At 72.9% G+C, this 19,470-nt stretch carries 14 protein-coding genes; 3 read left to right on the forward strand and 11 right to left on the reverse strand.

Annotated features, from left to right (window positions below):
* Positions 1 to 20: 20 nt before the first annotated feature.
* From ftsZ to rsmH, 11 genes are all read right to left on the reverse strand, one after another.
* Positions 21 to 1,232, reverse strand: coding sequence for a cell division protein FtsZ (gene ftsZ, locus ACFP3V_RS14170; protein WP_380583350.1), 1,212 nt, complete (start codon positions 1,230 to 1,232; stop codon positions 21 to 23).
* A gap of 273 nt (positions 1,233 to 1,505) precedes the next feature.
* A complete protein-coding gene (locus ACFP3V_RS14175) occupies positions 1,506 to 2,282 on the reverse strand; it encodes a cell division protein FtsQ/DivIB (RefSeq protein ID WP_380583351.1) in 777 nt (258 codons plus the stop codon).
* Positions 2,275 to 3,384, reverse strand: a complete 1,110-nt coding sequence (gene murG, locus ACFP3V_RS14180; protein WP_380583352.1) for an undecaprenyldiphospho-muramoylpentapeptide beta-N-acetylglucosaminyltransferase — start codon at positions 3,382 to 3,384, stop codon at positions 2,275 to 2,277. Before murG ends, ACFP3V_RS14175 begins: the two co-directional genes overlap by 8 nt.
* A gap of 6 nt (positions 3,385 to 3,390) precedes the next feature.
* The gene (gene ftsW / locus ACFP3V_RS14185; RefSeq protein WP_380583353.1) at positions 3,391 to 4,731 is read right to left on the reverse strand and encodes a putative lipid II flippase FtsW; all 1,341 of its coding nucleotides are present in this window, start codon (positions 4,729 to 4,731) and stop codon (positions 3,391 to 3,393) included.
* 81 nt (positions 4,732 to 4,812) lie between these two features.
* Positions 4,813 to 6,243: a UDP-N-acetylmuramoyl-L-alanine--D-glutamate ligase gene (gene murD, locus ACFP3V_RS14190; RefSeq protein ID WP_380583354.1), complete on the reverse strand. Its 1,431-nt coding sequence runs from the start codon at positions 6,241 to 6,243 to the stop codon at positions 4,813 to 4,815.
* On the reverse strand, positions 6,243 to 7,304 hold the full coding sequence (mraY, locus tag ACFP3V_RS14195) for a phospho-N-acetylmuramoyl-pentapeptide-transferase (RefSeq protein ID WP_380583355.1): 1,062 nt from the start codon (positions 7,302 to 7,304) through the stop codon (positions 6,243 to 6,245). Before mraY ends, murD begins: the two co-directional genes overlap by 1 nt.
* Positions 7,301 to 8,710, reverse strand: coding sequence for a UDP-N-acetylmuramoyl-tripeptide--D-alanyl-D-alanine ligase (locus ACFP3V_RS14200; protein WP_380583356.1), 1,410 nt, complete (start codon positions 8,708 to 8,710; stop codon positions 7,301 to 7,303). Before ACFP3V_RS14200 ends, mraY begins: the two co-directional genes overlap by 4 nt.
* 7 nt (positions 8,711 to 8,717) lie before the next feature.
* Entirely contained in the window at positions 8,718 to 10,382 is a 1,665-nt protein-coding gene (locus ACFP3V_RS14205) for a UDP-N-acetylmuramoyl-L-alanyl-D-glutamate--2,6-diaminopimelate ligase (RefSeq protein WP_380583379.1), read from the reverse strand.
* Positions 10,376 to 12,211, reverse strand: coding sequence for a peptidoglycan D,D-transpeptidase FtsI family protein (locus ACFP3V_RS14210; protein WP_380583357.1), 1,836 nt, complete (start codon positions 12,209 to 12,211; stop codon positions 10,376 to 10,378). The genes ACFP3V_RS14205 and ACFP3V_RS14210 overlap by 7 nt, the downstream gene beginning before the upstream one ends.
* A gap of 547 nt (positions 12,212 to 12,758) precedes the next feature.
* The gene (gene ftsL / locus ACFP3V_RS14215) at positions 12,759 to 13,244 is read right to left on the reverse strand and encodes a cell division protein FtsL (RefSeq protein ID WP_465270098.1); all 486 of its coding nucleotides are present in this window, start codon (positions 13,242 to 13,244) and stop codon (positions 12,759 to 12,761) included.
* A gap of 46 nt (positions 13,245 to 13,290) precedes the next feature.
* The gene (gene rsmH, locus ACFP3V_RS14220; RefSeq protein WP_380583359.1) at positions 13,291 to 14,259 is read right to left on the reverse strand and encodes a 16S rRNA (cytosine(1402)-N(4))-methyltransferase RsmH; all 969 of its coding nucleotides are present in this window, start codon (positions 14,257 to 14,259) and stop codon (positions 13,291 to 13,293) included.
* A gap of 530 nt (positions 14,260 to 14,789) precedes the next feature.
* Here rsmH and ACFP3V_RS14225 point away from each other — a divergent pair.
* The 3 genes from ACFP3V_RS14225 to ACFP3V_RS14235 are packed head-to-tail and all read left to right on the forward strand — an operon-like array spanning position 14,790 to position 19,449.
* Positions 14,790 to 15,791: an AAA family ATPase gene (locus tag ACFP3V_RS14225; protein WP_380583360.1), complete on the forward strand. Its 1,002-nt coding sequence runs from the start codon at positions 14,790 to 14,792 to the stop codon at positions 15,789 to 15,791.
* A 5-nt stretch (positions 15,792 to 15,796) separates the two neighbouring features.
* Positions 15,797 to 17,134, forward strand: coding sequence for a DUF58 domain-containing protein (locus ACFP3V_RS14230; RefSeq protein WP_380583361.1), 1,338 nt, complete (start codon positions 15,797 to 15,799; stop codon positions 17,132 to 17,134).
* Complete coding sequence (locus ACFP3V_RS14235; protein WP_380583362.1) at positions 17,131 to 19,449, forward strand: transglutaminase TgpA family protein; 2,319 nt, start codon at positions 17,131 to 17,133, stop codon at positions 19,447 to 19,449. Before ACFP3V_RS14230 ends, ACFP3V_RS14235 begins: the two co-directional genes overlap by 4 nt.
* The last annotated feature ends 21 nt before the right edge of the window (positions 19,450 to 19,470 follow it).

Genomic DNA, 19,470 nt, shown 5'->3' on the forward strand with positions numbered 1-19,470 from the left:
TCGCGCCCCTGGCAGTGCGACTACGGCTTGAGGAAATCGGGAACGTCCAGCTCCTCCGCCGGGGTGTCGACGAAGGCCGGGCGCGCCGGAGGCGCCTGCTGGGGCACCGGCGGGATCGTGGGCTCGGGCGCGACCGGACGCGGAGCGTCCTCCGCACGCGGCACCGCCCCGAGATGCAGGCCGCGGCCGCCCGCCGCCGTGGCGCCGCTGGTGCGCGGGGCATCCGCCTGCGCGGACGCGGACTTGGTGCCCATGATCGGCGTCTCGCGCACGATCGGGGTCGGCTGCCCGCCGTCGAACCCGGCCGCGATGACGGTGACCCGGACCTCGTCGCCCAGGGCGTCGTCGATGACGGCACCGAAGATGATGTTCGCCTCGGGGTGCGCGGCCTCGCTCACCAGCTGGGCGGACTCGTTGATCTCGAACAGGCCCAGGTCGGAGCCGCCCGAGATGGAGAGCAGCACGCCGCGGGCGCCGTCGATGGACGCCTCCAGCAGCGGGGAGGAGATGGCCATGACCGCCGCGGCCTTCGCCCGGTCCTCGCCGCGCGCCGAGCCGATGCCCATGAGGGCCGAACCCGCGCCGGACATCACGGACTTGACGTCGGCGAAGTCGAGGTTGATCAGGCCGGGGGTGGTGATCAGGTCGGTGATGCCCTGGACACCGGAGAGCAGCACCTGGTCCGCCGAGCGGAACGCGTCCAGCACGCTGACCTGGCGGTCGGAGATGGAGAGCAGCCGGTCGTTCGGGATGACGATGAGGGTGTCCACCTCCTCGCGCAGCTGCGCGATGCCGTCCTCCGCCTGGTTCGCGCGGCGGCGGCCCTCGAAGGTGAACGGGCGGGTGACCACGCCGATGGTCAGCGCACCGAGGGAGCGGGCGATGTTGGCGACGACAGGAGCGCCGCCGGTGCCGGTGCCGCCGCCCTCGCCTGCCGTCACGAAGACCATGTCGGCGCCCTTGAGCACCTCTTCGATCTCCTCGCGGTGGTCCTCGGCGGCCTTGCGGCCGACCTCCGGGTTGGCGCCGGCGCCCAGGCCGCGGGTCAGCTCACGGCCGACGTCCAGCTTGACGTCGGCGTCGGACATGAGCAGGGCCTGCGCATCCGTGTTGATCGCGATGAACTCGACGCCCTTGAGCCCGACCTCGATCATCCGGTTGATGGCGTTGACGCCGCCGCCGCCGATCCCGACGACCTTGATGACTGCGAGGTAGTTCTGGGGTGCTGCCACGTCGGAAGGCCTCTCGCCTCGGTTTGCCTGTGCCGGAGGGGCGGGGGAGGCCCGACCCATAACCCTAAACCTTACGTTTAGAGTTGATGCAGTGTCACTGCGCCATTGTCTTCTGTCACAGGACACTAGGACTCCACGCAATCGCGTTCAATGGACACGCCGAGTCCGCGCGTTTTTATTGTGAGCCTATGCGATCTACGGGCTGGGTGTTCACCCGGGGGTGCACCAGGTTCGTACCGGAGTTCCCCCCGCGTCAACACCGTATCGCCCGGCTCAGCCCCGAATCGCCGGTGAGTCAGGGGAACTGACGTCGTATCGGCTCGCCTTCTGCCGCATCAGCGCGGCGAGGACGACGGCCTTGCGCGGGTTCTCCTCGGGGCTGCCCCACACCACCGTGACGCCGCCGGTGAGCTGCAGTTCGATGTCGTCGAAGGAGTGCACGGTCAGCACCCGGGTGCGCGAAGCCACAGGCGCCGGAAGGGACTTGGCCACCTCGACCGCCCCGTTCACCAGCACCGGCTCCGGGAACTGCGCCAGCGCGGCGCGGCCCGCGGCGGACAGTGAGAGCTCGACCACGGGCACGCCCGCCGGGGGCCGGGCGTCCGTCGCGAAGCGCACTCCCCCGGCGTCGACCTGGGTGAACTTCCCGTCGCCGCCCTTGATGGCGGCGACCGGCACCCGCTCCGTGATCCGGATGCGGACCGTGTGCGGGAAGGAGGTGCTGACGTCCGCGCGGGCCACCCGGGGCAGCGCCTTCTCGATGCGGTCCGCGATGGCCCCGGTGTCCAGCGACTCCACCGGCCCGCCGTACGGAACCTGTGCGGCGGCGGTGACCTGATCGGTCGTCAGCACCTTGGTGCCGCTGACCGTGGTGGTCCGGACGTCGAAGACGGAGGAGAACCACACCAGCCAGACGAGGGTGCCGAGCAGCGCCGCGCCGAAGGCGACGACGACGGCGATCCCCCGCCGGGACAGGCGCAGCTTCGGGCGCGGCGGCCGCGGGTAGGCGGCCGCCTCCTCCTCCAGCTCGTCCGAGACCAGGTCAGCCACGTCGGCGGCCGCTCCTCGCACTCTCCTGGACGGCCTCGTAGACCATGCCGACCAGCAGTTCGTCCGCGTCGCGGCGGCCGAAGGCGGCGGCGGCGTGGCTCATCTCCCACAGCCGCTGCGGGTCCGTCAGCACCGGCAGCAGCTGGGACTCGATCCACTGCGGGGTGAGTTCGGCGTCGTCGACCAGCAGGCCGCCGCCGGCCCGGACCACGGGCTGGGCGTTGAGGCGCTGCTCGCCGTTGCCGATCGGAAGCGGCACGAAGGCGCCCGGCAGGCCGACGGCGGCGAGCTCGGCGACGGTCATCGCGCCGGCCCGGCACAGCATCAGATCCGCCGCGGCATAGGCGAGATCCATCCGGTCGAGGTACGGCACGGCCCGGTACGGGGGCATGCCCGGCAGCTCGTCGATGACCGGCAGCTCGTTCTTCGGGCCGACCGCATGCAGGATCTGCACGCCGTACTGCTGCAGCCGCGGCGCGATGGCCTGGATCGTCTCGTTCAGGCGGCGCGCGCCCTGGGACCCGCCGGAGACGAGCAGCGTGGGCAGCCGCTGGTCGAGGCCGAAGTAGTGCCGGGCCTCGGGGCGCAGGGCGCCGCGGTCCAGCGTCGCGATGGAGCGGCGCAGCGGGATGCCGATGTAGCGGGCGTCGCGCAGCTTGCTGTCGGGGGTGCTGACCGCGACGTGCGTGGTGTAGCGGGAGCCGATCTTGTTGGCCAGGCCGGGGCGGGCGTTGGCCTCGTGGACCACGATGGGCACGCCCATGCGCTTGGCCGCGAAGTAGGCGGGCATGGCGACGTAGCCCCCGAAGCCGACCACGGCGTCCGCCTTGGTCCGCTCCAGGATGTCCTGGACGGCCTTCACGGTGCCGCGCAACCGCCCTGGCACGGTGATGAGTTCGGGCGTGGGCTTGCGCGGCAGCGGGACGGCCGGGATCAGTGCGAGTTCGTAGCCGCGTTCCGGGACCAGGCGGGTCTCCAGCCCCCGTTCCGTGCCCAGTGCGGTGATGCCGACCGTGGGGTCGTGCCGCCGCAGTGCGTCCGCCAGGGCGAGCGCGGGCTCGATGTGACCGGCGGTCCCCCCGCCGGCGAGAACGACATGCACCGAAATTCACCGCTCCCTGCGCGGGCGGGGCTTTCGGCCCAGCCGCGCGATAGTCCGCTCCGGGCGCCGGAGGATCCGGCGCCGGTTCTTGGTCCTCCGGGCGGCGAGCGCCGCCTTCGCGGCCGGTTCGCTGCGTGCGAAGCAGAGCAGCATGCCGACCGCGAACATGGTGGGCAGGAGCGAGGAGCCTCCGTAGGAGAACATCGGGAGCGGGACGCCCGCGATGGGCAGAAGTCCCAGCACCGCCCCGATGTTGATCACGGCCTGAGCCATGATCCAGGTGGTGGCGCCTCCCGCTGCGTACCTGATGAAGGGGTCCTTCGTCCGTCCGGCCACGCGGATACCCGCATACCCTAGTGCCGCGAAGAGACCGAGGACCGACAGCGTCCCCGCGAGGCCGAGTTCCTCGCCCGTGACAGCGAAGATGAAGTCGGTGTGCGGCTCCGGAAGTTGGCCCCACTTCTCGATGCTGGCGCCCAGCCCGGTGCCGAACAGCCCGCCGGAGGCGAGGGCGTAGACGCCGTGCACGGCCTGCCAGCAGGAGCCGTCGGCGGGGATGTGGGTGGCCCCGATGCAGCTCAGCCGGTCGAGCCGGTGCGGCACCAGGATGACCAGGACCGCGCTGACGCCGACGGCCACAGCGGCCGTGACGGCGAAGAGCTTTGACGGTGCGCCGGCCAGCCAGAGCAGGCCGAAGAGCAGGGCGCAGATGATCATGGCGGTGCCCATGTCGCCGCCGGCGAGGACCAGCGTCAGCAGCAGGCCCGCGACCGGCACGAGCGGGACGAGCAGGTGCTTCCACTGGTCGAGCAGCCGCATCTGGCTCTTCCGGGCCAGCAGGTCGGCCCCCCAGAGGACCAGGGCGATCTTGGCGAACTCGGACGGCTGGATCTGGAAGCCGGCGCCGAAGCGCAGCCAGTTGCGGTTGCCGTTGACGGCGGTGCCGACGCCGGGGATCGCGACGAGCGCGAGCATGCCCACCACGCCGAGCAGCAGCGGATACGCCAGGGCCCGGTGCAGCCGCGGGGCGACGCGCGCGGCGAGGGCCATCAGCACCGCGCCGATCACCACGCTGATCAGCTGCTGCTTGAAGAAGTAGTAGAACGGCAGGCTCAGGTTCTTGGCCTCGATCTGGGAGGCCGAGAAGACCATCACCAGACCGAGGACGAGGATCAGCGACGCCGAGCCGAGGATGAGGTAGTACGGCGTCAGCGGCTTCGCCAGGCCGCTCTGCAGGTGGCGCTTGGCCCGGCTGAGCCGGGGGAACCGGCTGTAGGACCGGAACAGGCTGACGGAGGTGGAGAAACGATCCGTCGTGCCCGGTGCGCGCACATCCGTGCGGGCCACTGCGCTTCTCCCTCCGGTCGGTAGGTGCACCGCTGCCCGCGCCCGCGCGGCGGAGCCCCAGGTGTCCGCAGCCACGCGCCCCTAAGGGGCGGGGGCGACCACCGCTGCTGCGAAAAGGTCGCCGCGTTCACCGTAGTTGGTGAACATGTCCATCGAGGCGCAGGCGGGAGCAAGGAGCACCGTGTCGCCCGGCCGGGCGAACTCGCGGGCCAGGCGGACGGCTTCGGCCATCGCCTCGGCGCCCTTCGGGCCGTCGGGCAGCTCGACCACGGGGACGCCCGGGGCGTGCGCCGCGAGCGCCTCGCGGATCACCGCCCGGTCCTGGCCCATCAGCACCGCGGCCCGCAGGTGGCCGGCCGCGCCCTGGGCCAGCTCGTCCATCTCGGCGCCCTTGGCCAGGCCGCCCGCGATCCAGACCACCGACTCGTAGGCGGCCAGGGAGGCCGCCGCCGCATGGGGGTTGGTCGCCTTGGAGTCGTCGATGTACCGGACGCCGTCCTGCTCCGCGACGAAGGCGATCCGGTGCTTGTCCGGCGTGAAGGCGCGCAGGCCGTCGCGGACCGCGCGGGGCTCGACGCCGTAGGCACGGGCCAGGGCCGCGGCCGCCAGGGCGTCGGCGATGTTGTGCGGGGCAGGCGGGTTGACGTCGTTCACCGAGGCCAGCTCGGCCGCCGCGCGCTGCCGGTCGGCGACGAAGGCGCGGTCCACCAGCAGGCCGTCCACGACGCCCAGTTGGGACAGGCCGGGCGCTCCCAGGGTGAAGCCCACGGCGCGGCAGCCCTCCACCACGTCGGCCTCGCGGACCAGCGCTTCCGTCGTGGGGTCGGCGGTGTTGTAGACGCAGGCGACGACGTTGCCCTCGTAGATCCGGCCCTTGTCGGCGGCGTAGGCCTCCATGGAGCCGTGCCAGTCCAGGTGGTCAGGGGCGACGTTGAGCACGACGCCGCTGAACGGGCGCAGACTCGGGGCCCAGTGCAGCTGGTAGCTGGACAGCTCGACCGCCAGCACGTCGTAGGGCTCCTCGGCCAGCACCGCGTCCAGCACCGAGACGCCGACGTTGCCCACCGCGGCCGTCCGCTTGCCCGCCGCGGTCAGGATGGAGGCGAGCATCTGCGTGGTCGTGGTCTTGCCGTTGGTGCCGGTGACGCAGAGCCAGGGGGCCGGCTCGCCGGTCTCCGGCAGCGGCCGCCGCAGCCGCCAGGCGAGTTCGACGTCCCCCCAGATCTCCACGCCGGCCTGGGCGGCGGCCTTGAACAGCGGGGCGAACGGCGGCCAGCCAGGGGAGGTGACGATCAGTTCGGTGCCCTCGGGCAGCGTGTCGCCGTCGCCCAGCCGGACCGTGATGCCGAGCGCCCGCAGCTCCTCCGCCTGGGCCTGCTGCCGCGGGCCGTCGCCGCCGTCCACGACGGTGACGACCGCGCCGCGCTCCCGCAGCACCTTGGCGGCCGGGACGCCGGAGACGCCCAACCCGGCGACGGTGACCCGCTTCTGCCGGAACGTCACCTCATTCATCAGGAGGTCACCCAACCCGCGTAGAAGAGGCCCAGGCCGACGGCCACGCACAGGCCCTGGATGATCCAGAACCGGACCACGATCAGGACCTCGGACCAGCCCTTGAGTTCGAAGTGGTGCTGCAGCGGCGCCATCTTGAAGACGCGCCTGCCGGTCATCCGGAAGGACCCGACCTGGATGATCACGGACAGGGTGATCAGCACGAACAGGCCGCCCAGGATGGCGAGCAGCAGCTCGGTGTGGGAGCAGATCGCCAGACCGGCCAGCGCGCCGCCGAGGGCCAGCGAGCCGGTGTCGCCCATGAAGATCTTGGCGGGCGAGGTGTTCCACCACAGGAAGCCGAAGCAGGCGCCCATCAACGCGGCTCCGACGACGGCGAGATCGAGGGGATCGCGTACCTCGTAGCAGGTGGCCAGCGCGGTGGCCTGGGAGGCGCAGGTCTGGCCGTACTCCCAGATGCCGATGAAGACGTAGGCGCCGAAGACCATCACCGAGGCGCCGGTCGCCAGGCCGTCCAGACCGTCCGTCAGGTTCACGCCGTTGGACATGGCCAGGATCATGAAGATGGCCCAGATGGCGAAGAGCACCGGGCCGAGCTTCCAGCCGAAGTCGGTGACGAAGGAGAGCTTAGTCGAGGCCGGGGTCCATCCGCGCTCGTCGGGGAAGCGCAGCACGCCGATGGCGAAGACGATGCCGACGATCAGCTGTCCGGCCATCTTGGCCTTGGCCCGCAGACCCAGCGAGCGCTGCTTGACGATCTTGATGTAGTCGTCGAGGAAGCCGACCAGCCCCAGGCCCGCGAAGAGGAAGAGGACCAGGATGCCCGAGGCGGTGGGCTCGGTGCCCAGCGCCAGGTGGGTCAGCGCGTAGGCCAGCAGCGTGGCCAGGATGAAGGCGATGCCGCCCATCGTCGGAGTGCCGCGCTTGCTGTGGTGCGCCTTCGGGCCGTCGTCGCGGATCATCTGGCCGTAGCCGTGCCGGGCCAGGATCCGGATCAGGATCGGTGTGCCGATGAGCGAGAAGAACAGGGCGAAGGCCGCCGCGAAGAGGATCGCCTTCACTCGGCCGCTCCGTCCGCCAGCAGGGCCTGGGCGACACGCTCCAGCCCCACCGAACGCGACGCCTTCACCAGCACCACGTCCCCTGGCCGGACCTGCTGCCGCAGCAGCTCGATCGCCGTATCCGCATCGGGCACCTGCACGGACTCCTCACCCCACGAACCTTCGTTCCTCGCGCCGAGCTCCATCACGGCCGCGTCCGTGCCGCCCACCGCCACCAGCGTGGAGATGTTCAGCCGGACCACGAACCGCCCCAGTGCGTCGTGCTCGGCCACGGACTCGTGGCCGAGCTCCCGCATCTCCCCCAGCACCGCCCAGGTCCGGCGCGCCTCCGGCCCGCGTCCCGCGATGGCGACGAGGGCGCGCAGCGCGGCGCGCATGGACTCCGGACTGGCGTTGTACGCGTCGTTGATGACGGTGACGCCGTCCGGACGGTCCGTCACCTCCATCCGCCACTTGGACAGGCTGCCGGCCCCGCTCAGCGCGGACGCGATCGCCTCGGTGTCCATGCCGCAGGCCAGCGCGACCGCGGCGGCGGCGAGGGCGTTGCTCACGTGGTGCTCACCGTAGAGCTGCAGGGCGACCGGCGCGGAACCCGCAGGGGTGACCAGGGTGAACGACGGGCGTCCCGAGGCGTCCAGGACGACGTCCGCGGCGCGCACGTCGGCCTGCTCGGACTCGCCGAAGTACAGCACCTTCGCCTTGGTCCGCGCGGCCATGCCGCGCACCAGCGGATCGTCGGCGTTGAGCACGGCGGTGCCCGACTCCGGCAGGGACTCGACGAGTTCGCCCTTCGCCTGGGCGGTGCCCTCGCGGCTGCCGAACTCCCCCACGTGCGCGGAGCCGACGTTGAGCACCAGCCCCACCCGGGGCGGCGTGATGGCGCAGAGCGAGGCGATGTGCCCCTTGCCGCGCGCCCCCATCTCCAGCACCAGGAAGTCCGTGTCCTGACGGACCTTCAGCGCCGTGATGGGGAAGCCCAGTTCGTTGTTGAAGCTGCCCTCGGTGTAGACGGTGCCGCCGTGCCTGCCCAGCACCTGGGCGAGCAGGTCCTTGGTGCTGGTCTTGCCGACGGAGCCGGTCAGGCCGACCACGGTGGTCGCCGTCAGCCGCGAGGTGACCTCGTGGGCCAGGGCCGCGAGGGCCTCCAGCACGTCGGTCACGATCACGGCCGGGACGCCGACGGGACGGGTCGCCAGCACGCCGACGGCACCGCCCTCGGTGACCGCCCGGGCGGCGAAGTCGTGGCCGTCCACGCGCTCGCCGACGACCGCGGTGAACAGCGAGCCGGGCTCGACCTGCCGCGAGTCGTAGACCACGGGGCCGGTGACGCGCACCGACGGGTCCGGGCAGTCGGACAGCGTCCCTCCGGTGGCCTGGGCCACCTCGGCGAGGGTCAGGGGGATCACGTTGTCTCTACTCCTCGTTGGAGTGTCGGGCGGGGTCGAGGCGCTCGATGGCCTGGCGGAGCACGACGCGGTCGTCGAAGGGGCGGACCTCGCCCTTCACGTACTGGCCGACCTCGTGGCCCTTGCCGGCCACCAGGATCGAGTCGCCCGGGTGGGCGCGGGCCACGGCGGCCGCGATGGCACGGGAGCGGTCGGGTTCCAGCAGCACCTCCCCGCGCTCGGCCTCGGGCACCTCGACGGCGCCCTTGAGCATCGCGGCGAGGATCGCGAGGGGGTCCTCGCTGCGCGGGTTGTCGCTGGTGAGCACGGCCGTGTCGGCGAGCCGGACGGCCAGCGCGCCCATCGGGCCGCGCTTGAACGGGTCCCGGTCGCCGCCGCAGCCGACCACCACGTGCACCCGGCCCTTGGTGACCTCGCGCAGCGCCTTGAGCGCGCCCTCCAGGGCGTCCGGCTTGTGCGCGTAGTCGACCACGGCCAGGTAGGGCTGTCCGGCGTCGACCTGCTCCATCCGGCCGGGGACGCCGGGCACGGCGGCCACGCCGGCGGCCGCCTTCTCCAGCGGCAGCCCCGCGCAGGCCGCGGCCACGACGGCGGCGAGGGCGTTGGCGACGTTGAAGGGACCGGGCAGGGGTGACGCGGCGTCAACTTCCTGGCCGTCAGGTCCGGTGATCCGGAAGGTTGATCCGGCGTGCCCGAGGTGGACGTTCTCGGCGCGCCAGTCGGCGGCGGGGTCGCCCTCGGCGGAGTAGGTGACCACCGGCACCTGGGCCTCCTCGGCGAGGCGGCGGCCGTAGCGGTCGTCGATGTTGACCACGCCGAGGCGGGACCGGCGCGGGGTGAACAGCCCGGCCTTGGCCCGGAAGTAGTCCTCCATGTCCGGGTGGAAGTCCAGGTGTTCGGGCGAGAGGTTGGTGAAGACCGCCACGTCGTAGACGACGCCGTCGACCCGGCCGAAGACCAGGGCGTGGCTGGAGACCTCCATCGCCACCGAGTCCGCGCCGTGCTCGCGCATCATCGCGAACACCGCGTGCAGGTCGGTGGCCTCGGGGGTGGTCCGCTCCGACTTGATCCGCTGCTCGCCGACCCGCATCTCGACGGTGCCGACCAGCCCGGGCGTGTGGCCGGTGCCGCGCAGCGCGCCCTCGACCAGGTAGGTCGTGGTGGTCTTGCCGCTGGTCCCGGTGATGCCGATGGTGAGCAACTGCTCGGCGGGGCGGCCGTAGACGGCGGCGGCGACCTCGCCCATCCGCCCGCGCGGGTCGGGCACGACGAGCAGCGGCAGCCCGGAGTCGGCGGCGCGGCCGGCGCCGGCCTCGTCGGTCAGCACCGCGACGGCGCCGTGGCCCGCCGCCTGCGCGGCGAAGTCCGCGCCGTGCACGTTGGCTCCCGGCAGCGCCGCGTAGAGGTCACCCGGACGGATGGCGCGGGAGTCGTGCGTGATGCCGGTGATCCGCACCTCGGGTGCCTGCGTGCTCAGGCCCAGCAGGGCCGCGACCTCGGCCAGCGCGAGTGCGCGGGTGGTCGCGGGGCGGAGCGAGGGCTGATCACTTGAGGGCACGGCGGCGAGATTACCCGTACCGGAGTCGTCAGGGCCAAGTGAGGGTGTGGGCTGCATGTTCATGCCCTTTCGTTGTGCCTTTCCGTGGCCGCGCTGTTGACGCACCGTCACCAGTTGACCGGCAGGTTCGCCGGCGCCGCCCCGGTGGGGGCGACCCCGAGGGTCTTCAGCGCGAACTCCATCACCTGCTTGAAGACGGGCCCGCACAGCTGCCCGCCGAAGTGGCCGTTCACCGGCTTCTGCAGCACGCAGGAGACGGTGACGGCAGGCCTGTCGGCGGGCGCGAAGCCGATGAAGGAGGACGTGTAGCTGTGGTAGCCCTTGGTGCCTTCGTCGTACCGGTTGGCCGTGCCGGTCTTGCCCGCCACCAGGTAGCCGGGGATCTGCGCCTTGGTGCCGGTACCCTCCTGGGACGCCACGACGGACTGCAGCATCTGGGCCAGGGTCTGCGCGGTCCGCAGGCTCACCACCCGTGTCTGGGCGGGCGCGGGCGACGGGGTGTACCGGCCGTCCGGCCCGGTCGTCCCCTCGACCAGGGTGGGCGCGACCCGGACCCCGCCGTTGGCGATCGTCGAGTACACGGAGGTGGTCTGCAGCGCGTTGACCGACAGGCCCTGTCCGAAGGGGATGGTGTACTGCTGCGCCGAGTCCCACTTCTGCGGCGGCGGCAGCAGGCCCGGCGTCTCGCCCGGGAAGCCGAGCCCGGTGGGCTGACCGATGCCGAACTTGGTGAGGTAGCCGTAGAGCACCTTGTTCGCCTCGGCCTGGGTGCTGCCCAGGTGCTCGGCCGCGAGGATCGTGCCGATGTTGGACGACTGCGCCAGCACGCCGTTGAGGGTCAGGTGCTCGGTGCCGTGGGCGACGTCGTCGTGGAAGACGGTCGCGGCGCGCGGCAGCGTGCCCGGGACGGTGACGTGGGTGAGCGGCGTCGCGACGTTCTGCTCGAGCACCGCCGCCATCGTCATCAACTTGCTGACGGAGCCCGGCTCGTAGACGTCGGTGAGGGCGGTGTTGGGCAGCGTGGCCGGGTTTGCGTGGGCCAGGTCGTTCGGGTCGAAGCCCGGCGCGGTGGCCATGGCGAGGATCCGCCCGGTGTGCACGTCCTGCACGATGACGTAGCCGCGCAGCGCCCCCGCGGCCTTGACCTCGTCGGCGAGGACCTGCTGGGCCTCCCACTGGATGTCCCGGTTCAGGGTGAGCCGGAGGGAGGACCCGGGCACGGGGTCGGTCTGCCGCTGGCCTCCGGCGGTGGGGACCTCGCGCCCCCCTGACTGCGCGTAGGTGAGCTTCCCGTCGGTGCCGCGCAGCAGTTCGTCGTACTGCTGCTCCAGGCCGCCGGCCCCGTCGCCCTCGGCGTTGACGAACCCGAGGACGGAGGCGGCGAGGCCGCCGTCGGGGTAGACCCGCTTGCTGTGCTCGGACCGGAAGACGCCGTTGAGCGGGTTCGCGCAGGCCTCGCTGACCCGGCCGCTGTCGCCCTGCTTGGTCGCGAGCGCGACCTCCCCGGCGCAGGAGGTGCCCCAGGCCTTGGCCGCGAACTGGCTCTGCAGGGCCTTGATCTGATTCCACGTCTGCGGCGACTGCTGCTTGGCGAGGAGCTGGTAGCGGTCGCCCTTGCCGGTGTAGGTGAGCTTGCGCTGCAGGGTCGCCGCGTCCACGCCCAGGATCGGCGCGAGGAGCTGGGCGGCCTTGGCCGGGGCGTCCTCGATGTGGGACTGGCCCGGCGTGAAGAGATACGGGTCGGCGGTGACGTCGTAGGCGTCCACGGTGGTGGCGAGCGGGTTCCCGGCGGCGTCGGTGATGGTGCCGCGCTGTGCGGGCAGCGCGATCGTCACGTACCGGTTGACGGCGGCCTCGTCCGCGAGGGCGGAGGCGTCCAGGAACTGGAGCTGGACGAGACGCCCCACGAACAGCGTGAACACCGTCCCCAACGCGACGGTCATCAGCCGCAGGCGCCGCCTCGGCTTCCCCATCCGCAGGGGGCCTGCCGGCCCTGACCCGCCGTCAGCCCCACTCCCCCTCGGCGCAGGCGGCCGCGCCACCCTCCCCCCACCAAGCCCCGGCCGGGACGGCACCCCCGCCGAACCATCACGCCCAGCCCGCGACCCGTCCCCGCGCGAAGCGCGGGACGGCACAGCCGACACACCGTCCACGTCCCTGCGCGAAGCGCGGGACGACGGAGCCGACGCAGGGTCAACACCTCCGCCACCCGGCGCGGGGCGCCGCCCCTGGCCTGCGGCGGAGCCACGCCCCGAACGCCCGTCCCCACCGCCGGGCGCGGAGCGCCCCGGCCGGGACGGCACCCCCGCCGAACCATCACGCCCAGCCCGCGACCCGTCCCCGCGCGACGCACGGGACGACGAAGCCGACACACCGTCAGCGTCCCCGCCCCGAGTGGGGCGAGGCGGCGGCCACTGTTCGGCGGACCAGGGGTCGTCGGGGTTGCGGCCGGTCATCGGGGGGACCTCCCGGAGAGGCTGTGCATGACGATCACCTGACGCCGATCAGTCCGTCGCCGGGGCTGGCGGTAGCCGACGACGCGGCGGAGGGGTTCGAACTCGACGACGGCGACGCGGAAGCCGACGCAGAAACCGAAGCGGAGGACGCCGAAGGCGAAGGCGAAGACGACGGAGCCGCGCTCGGCGACGAGGTGGGGACCGGCGGGCCGGTCAGAGGGCTGGTCGTGCCCTGGATGATGCCGTTGGGCTGCAGGAACGCCGGGCCGTTGCCCGGCACCATGCCCAGCTGCCGGGCGCGCTGCTCCAGCGCGTCGGGCGCGGACCACCGGTCGATCTGCTGCTGCAACCCCTGCTGCTCGTCCGTCAGCGTCGTCGTCCGCTTCTGAAGCTTCGTCAGTTCGAAGCTGCCCTGGTTCAGCGCCGTGTTCAGCATCAGCAGCGCGATCAGGCCCCCGGCCAGCAGCACCACGATCAGCAGGGCGAACGGCCCGCGGCCGGCCGGTCTCGCACTCGCCACCGTGCTCCCCCTCCTCCAAGCCCTCGGACTTCCAGGTCAGGTCACGTCAGGTCAGACGCTCCCTGATTCTCTCCGCCGCACGCAGCCGCGCGGGCGCGGCACGACGGTTGCGGGCGAGTTCCTCCTCGCTCGCCTGCTCCGCGCCGCGGGTGAGCAGCCGGAAGCGGGGCTGGTGCTCCTCCGGCACCACCGGGAGCCCGGGCGGGGCCGTCGAGCGCGTCGCCTCCGCGAAGAAGCCCTTGACGATGCGGTCCTCAAGCGACTGGTAGGACATCACCACGATCCGCCCGCCGAGCCCCAGGGCGTCCATCGCGCCGGGGATCGCCCGCTCCAGCACCGCCAGTTCGCGGTTGACCTCGATCCGCAGGGCCTGGAAGGTGCGCTTCGCGGGGTTGCCTCCGGTGCGCCGCGTCGCCGCGGGGATGGCGTTGCGCACCAACTCCACCAGACGCGCGCTCGTCGTGAACGGTTCCTTCTCCCGCTCCCGGACGATCACCGAGGCGATCTTCCCGGCGAACCGCTCCTCCCCGTAGACCTTGAGGATCCGGGCCAGGTCCCCGTGCGAGTAGGTGTTGAGCACCTCGGCCGCGCTCATCCCGGTCGACTGGTCCATGCGCATGTCCAGCGGCGCGTCCTGTGCGTACGCGAACCCCCGCTCCGCCTCGTCGAGTTGCATGGAGGAGACGCCGAGGTCGAAGAGGACGCCGTCGATCCGGTCGATCCCCAGCCGCCCGACCACCTCGGGGATCTCGTCGTAGACGGCGTGCACGAGCGCGGCCCGGTCGCCGAAGGGGGCCAGCCGCTCGCCGGCCAGCCGCAGTGCCTCGGGGTCGCGGTCCACCGCGACCAGCCGGACCTCGGGGAAGCGCCGCAGCATGGCCTCGCTGTGGCCGCCCAGGCCCAGCGTGGCGTCCACCACGACCGCCCCCGGCGCGGAGATCGCGGGGGCGAGCAGGTCCAGACAGCGGTCCAGCATCACCGGGACGTGCTTGGCATTGTCCGCGGCGGTGCTCATCGCTCGGGGTGCCTCTCGTGGTTCGCAGCATGGGCACGTACCACCTGGTCCCCACCCGCTCGCCCGGGGGAAGCGGCGTCTGACACCGGGGAAGTGGAGTCAGCGGCCGGGCGGGCGGAGCGGGAGGAGGCCGGGGGGCGCGTGCGCAGGTTTCGTGCCGTCAGGTCGGGGAAGTTCGCGTCACTCTACTCCACGCGCGTCGCTGGTCAACGAATGGACGACACGTCCGCGTGCCTGCACGCCCCCGGGAAAGTCCAGGTCAGCACGGCAGTTCGGACACCAGCGCGCAGCGCGGCGCGCCGGAGTGCGCCCTGCGGTACGCGCCCCCGGCACCGGACCGCGGCAACGCTCCGGGCCCGCTGACCCGCCTGCCCCGGTTCGGGCAAGATCACCCGGCTCGCCACGAACACGCCCGGTCTCCCCCGCGCGAGTGACGAATCGGCATACGTCACGCAACAATGCAGTCGGGTGGGCCCGAGCCGGGGACAAGGCGGAGGCCCTGTATATCGGGTGGGCCGAGGAGCTGCCGAGTGACGACCTTCAACGAGCGCACCAGTCTCGACCAGCACGCGGCCGGTGGGCTCGCCGAGCTCGGGTCCGTGGTCGAGCGGATCCGGGCCTCGGTGCAGAGCGTGATCGAGGGCAAGCCGGAGGCGGTGGAGCTCGCGCTCACGGTGCTGCTCGCCGAGGGCCACCTGCTGATCGAGGACGTGCCCGGTGTCGGCAAGACCATGCTGGCCAAGGCGCTCGCCCGGTCGGTGGACTGCTCGGTGCGCCGGATCCAGTTCACCCCCGACCTGCTGCCCACGGACATCACCGGCACCAGCGTCTTCGACCAGAACCGGCGCGACTTCGAGTTCAAGCCCGGCGCGATCTTCGCGCAGATCGTCGTCGGCGACGAGATCAACCGCGCCTCGCCGAAGACCCAGTCGGCGCTGCTGGAGTCCATGGAGGAACGCCAGGTCACCGTGGACGGCACCAGCTACCCGCTGCCCGCGCCGTTCATGGTGGTGGCCACCCAGAACCCGATCGAGATGGAGGGGACCTACCCCCTCCCGGAGGCGCAGCGGGACCGGTTCATGGCCCGCATCTCCATCGGCTACCCGGGCCCCGAGGCCGAGCTGCAGATGCTGGACGTGCACGGCGGCGCCGACCCGCTGGACGACCTGCGGGCGGTGGCGCACGCCGACGACGTGCTCAAGCTGATCGAGGTGGTCCGCCGGGTCCACGTCGCGGACGAGCTCAAGCGCTACGCCGTCGCCGTCGTCGCGGCCACCCGCACCTCGCCGGAGCTGCGGCTCGGCGCCTCCCCGCGGGCCACCCTGCACCTGCTGCGCGCCGCCCGCGCCGCCGCCGCGCTCGACGGCCGCACCTACGTGATCCCCGACGACCTGCAGGCGCTCGCCGTGCCGGTGCTGGCGCACCGTCTGCTGCCCACCGCCGAGGCGCAGTTGGGCCGCCGCTCGACCGAGGACGTGGTGCGCGACCTCGTCCGGGCGCTGCCGCTGCCGCAGCCCGGCCAGGGGCGCTGACCGGCATGGCCGCCAAGGCCGCACCCCGCGAGGGCGGAGACCAGGCAGGCACCGGCTTCCGGATCGCCATGCACGGGCTGACCACCCGGGGCCGCTCGTTCCTCGCGGCCGGCCTGACCGCGATCGTCTGCGCCTACGTGCTGGGACAGCCGGCGCTGCTGCAGGTCGGCGTGCTGCTCGCGGTGCTGCCGCTGGGCGCCGTGCTGCTGCTGGTGCGCACCCGCTACCGGGTCGCCAGCGGACGCCGGCTGACGCCCGGTCGGACGCCGGCCGGGACCGAGGCCCGGGTGCAGCTGCGGGTGGACAACGTCTCCCGGGTGCCCACCGGCGTGCTGATGCTGGAGGACCGGGTCCCCTACGTGCTGGGCCCGCGGCCGCGGTTCGTGCTGGACCGGGTAGAGCCGCGCGGCCACCGCGAGGTGTCCTACCGGGTCCGCTCCGACCTGCGCGGCCGCTTCCCGCTCGGCCCGCTGCAGCTGCGCCTTGGCGACCCGTTCGGGCTGTGCGAGCTGACCCGTGCCTTCACCGCCGCCGATGTGCTGACGGTGATCCCGCAGGTGCAGCAGCTGCCCGAGCTCAACCTGTCCGGCGAGTGGGCGGGTTTCGGCGACAGCCACTCCCGCGCCGTCGCCCTGGCCGGCGAGGACGACGTGGTGCCGCGCGAGTACCGGCACGGCGACGACCTGCGCCGGGTGCACTGGCGTTCCACCGCCAAGTACGGCGAACTGATGGTGCGTCGGGAGGAGCAGCCGCTGCGCAGCCACGCCACCGTGCTGCTGGACACCCGTGCCCGCGGGCACCAGGGTTCCGGGCCTGCGTCCTCGTTCGAGTGGGCGGTCAGCGCCGCCGCCTCGGTCGCGGTGCACCTGCTCGAACGCGGCTTCGCGGTGCGGCTGCTGTACGACACGGGCGAGGCGGTGTCCGGGCCGGACTCCGGCAACGGCCTGTCGGGCGAGGCCGCCGGGCTGCTGCTGGACAGTCTGGCGCTGGTCCAGCAGTCCGACGGCCTGGGCCTGTCCCGGGCCGAGGAGGTGCTGCGGCTGGGCGGCGAGGGCCTGGTCGTCGCGGTGCTCGGTGCGCTGGAGGACGAGCAGCTGGCCGAGTTGGGCCGGCTGCGCCGCCGCGCGGGCACGGCCGTCGCGATCCTGCTGTCCACGCCCAGCTGGTCCATGGTCCGCGGCGCCGAGGACCCCGAGGTCGAGCAGCGCCACCACCGGCTGCTGGGCGAGGCCGGCTGGCGGGTGCTCGGCGCCCGCTCCGGGGACGCGATTCCGGACCTCTGGCGCTCCCTCGGGCGCAACCGCCGCCAGCAGATGACGTCCCGTCACAGGAGCACCCCATGAGCGGACGCACCCGGATCGCCTGGTGCGGGGCGGCGGCCACCGTACTCACCTCGCTGTGCCTGTTCCCCCTGGTCAGTCCGAGCAGCTGGCTGGTCGAGGCGGCCTTCTTCGTCTTCCTGCTGGCGGGCGTCGGGCTTCTGGCGCGGCGGCTCTCGCTGCCCCGCCCGGTCACCGTGCTGGTGCAACTGCTGGTCGCCGTCCTGCTGGTGACGCTCGCCTTCGCCGCGGGCGCGGCCTGGGCCGCGGTGGTCCCCTCCCCCGCCGCGCTGCGGCAGCTCGCAGAGCTGTTCGGCCAGGGCGCGAGCGACACCACCCGCTACGCCACCCCGGCCCCGGACACCCCTGGGCTGAGGTTGCTGCTGGTCACCGCCGTGGTCGCGATCGGCCTGCTGGTGGACGCGCTGGCGGCCACCTACCAGCGGGTGGCGCTGGCCGGGCTGCCGCTGCTCGGCCTGTACGCGGTGGGCACCGGGATGCACCCGCACGGACCGCTGTGGCTCTGGTTCCTGCTGGCCGGCTTCGGCTATCTGGCACTGCTGCTGACGGAGGGTCAGGACCGGCTCTCGCGCTGGGGCAAGGTGTTCACGGGCACCGCGGCCAGCATGGCGGGCACCCCCGGCAGCCCGGTCAACTCGGCCGGGTACCGGATCGCCGCGGTGGCGGTGGTGGCCGGCCTGGTGCTGCCGGTCGCCCTGCCGGGCGCGGAGGGCGGCCTGGTCCCCGGCATCGGCCACGGCGGCTCCGGCAGCGGCGGCAACGGCGTGATCACCTCGGTGGACCCGATGGCCTCCCTGGCCCGCGCGCTGCAGCAGCCGCGGGAGCAGCCCGTGCTCTCCTACCGCACCACCGCCGTCGACCTCGGTGACCAGTACCTGCGCATCGTCGACCTGGACGTCTTCAACGGGGTGGCCTGGACGGCGGGCACGCACTCGGTCACGGACCTGCACAAGGCGCTGCCCTCGGTCGGGGACCTCGGCCCGGCCGTGCCGCAGACCGCGGTGACCACCCAGATCACCACCGAGCCCAGCTACCAGCAGCAGTGGCTGCCGATGCCGTACCCCGCGGTCTCGGTCGACGTGGACACCTCGAAGTGGAAGTACGTCCCGGAGGGTCGGACCGTCATCGGCAAGGACGACGGCCAGACCGCCGCCGGGCTCGACTACTCCGTGGGCAGCCTGGCCCTGCACCCGAGCGCGGACGAGCTGCGGCAGGCGGGCGGCGTCCCGGGCGACATCCGCAAGAACTACCTGTCGCTGCCGAAGGACCTGCCCGCCGTCGTCGGCCGGCTGGCCCGGACCGTGACCCAGAACGCGCAGACGCCCTACGACCAGGCCGTGGCGTTGCAGGACTGGTTCACCAAGACCGGCGGCTTCAGCTACAGCACGACCGTCCCGGCGGGCACCGGTGCGAGCGCCATGGCGGAGTTCCTGCAGCGCCGGACCGGCTTCTGCGTCCACTACGCCTCCACGATGGCGGCGATGGCCCGCTCGCTGGGGATCCCCGCCCGGGTCGCCGTCGGCTTCACCCCCGGCACCCAGCAGGGCGACGGCAGCTGGCTGGTCACCACGAAGGACGCGCACGCCTGGCCCGAGCTGTACTTCGCGGGCCTGGGCTGGCTGCGGTTCGAGCCGACGCCGACCCGCGGCGTCACCCCCGGCTACACGGTCCCGCAGGTGACGTCCTCCACCGGCCCGCAGGCCAGCAGCGCGCCCACCCAGGCCGCCCGGCCCGGTCCGAGCGCCTCCTCGGCCGCGGGCTGCTCGGCCGAGCGCCGCCGCATCGGCGACTGCGGACTGCAGCCCCAGTCGGCCGGTACCGCGGCCGGCAGTGGCAGCGGCTGGCCCAGCGCGACGGTGATCACCCTCTGCGTCCTGGCCGCGCTGCTGGTACTGGCGCTGCTCTTCCCGATGCTGTGGCGGCTGCGGCTGCGGCAGGCACGGCTGCGCCGTCGGCCGGAACTGACGGACCAGCAGGTGCTGGCGGCCTGGCGGGAGTTGATCGACTCCGCCTGGGACCTGGGCATCGCCCCCGACGACGCGGAGACGCCGCGGCGCACCGCCGCCCGGCTCGCCACCGTGGGCGCGCTCTCGCCGGAGGCGTCGGCGGCGGTGGGGCGGCTGGCGCTGGCGACGGAGCAGGTGCTGTACGCGCCGCAGGTGCAGGGCCCCGTGTCCCCCCGCACCGACCTGCGCCTCGCCCGAGCGGGGCTGACCTCCTCCGTCGACCGCGGCACGCGCTGGCGCGCGGTGCTGCTCCCGGCCTCGACCACTCGGCTGCTCAACTGGCGCAACTGGCGGCGGTCCGGCCGCGGCTGACGAACCGGCACGGCACAGAGC

This window comes from Streptacidiphilus monticola, assembly GCF_042658505.1.
Lineage (GTDB): Bacteria > Actinomycetota > Actinomycetes > Streptomycetales > Streptomycetaceae > Streptacidiphilus > Streptacidiphilus monticola.

What these genes read in the sequence shown, in the direction of transcription:
- murD (WP_380583354.1), bottom strand. Translation starts at nt 6,243, where the DNA reads ATGAATGAGGTGACGTTCCGGCAGAAGCGGGTCACCGTCGCCGGGTTG.
- ACFP3V_RS14210 (WP_380583357.1), bottom strand. Translation starts at nt 12,211, where the DNA reads ATGACCGTCGCGTTGGGGACGGTGTTCACGCTGTTCGTGGGGCGTCTC.
- rsmH (WP_380583359.1), bottom strand. Translation starts at nt 14,259, where the DNA reads ATGAGCACCGCCGCGGACAATGCCAAGCACGTCCCGGTGATGCTGGAC.
- ACFP3V_RS14230 (WP_380583361.1), top strand. Translation starts at nt 15,797, where the DNA reads ATGGCCGCCAAGGCCGCACCCCGCGAGGGCGGAGACCAGGCAGGCACC.
- ACFP3V_RS14235 (WP_380583362.1), top strand. Translation starts at nt 17,131, where the DNA reads ATGAGCGGACGCACCCGGATCGCCTGGTGCGGGGCGGCGGCCACCGTA.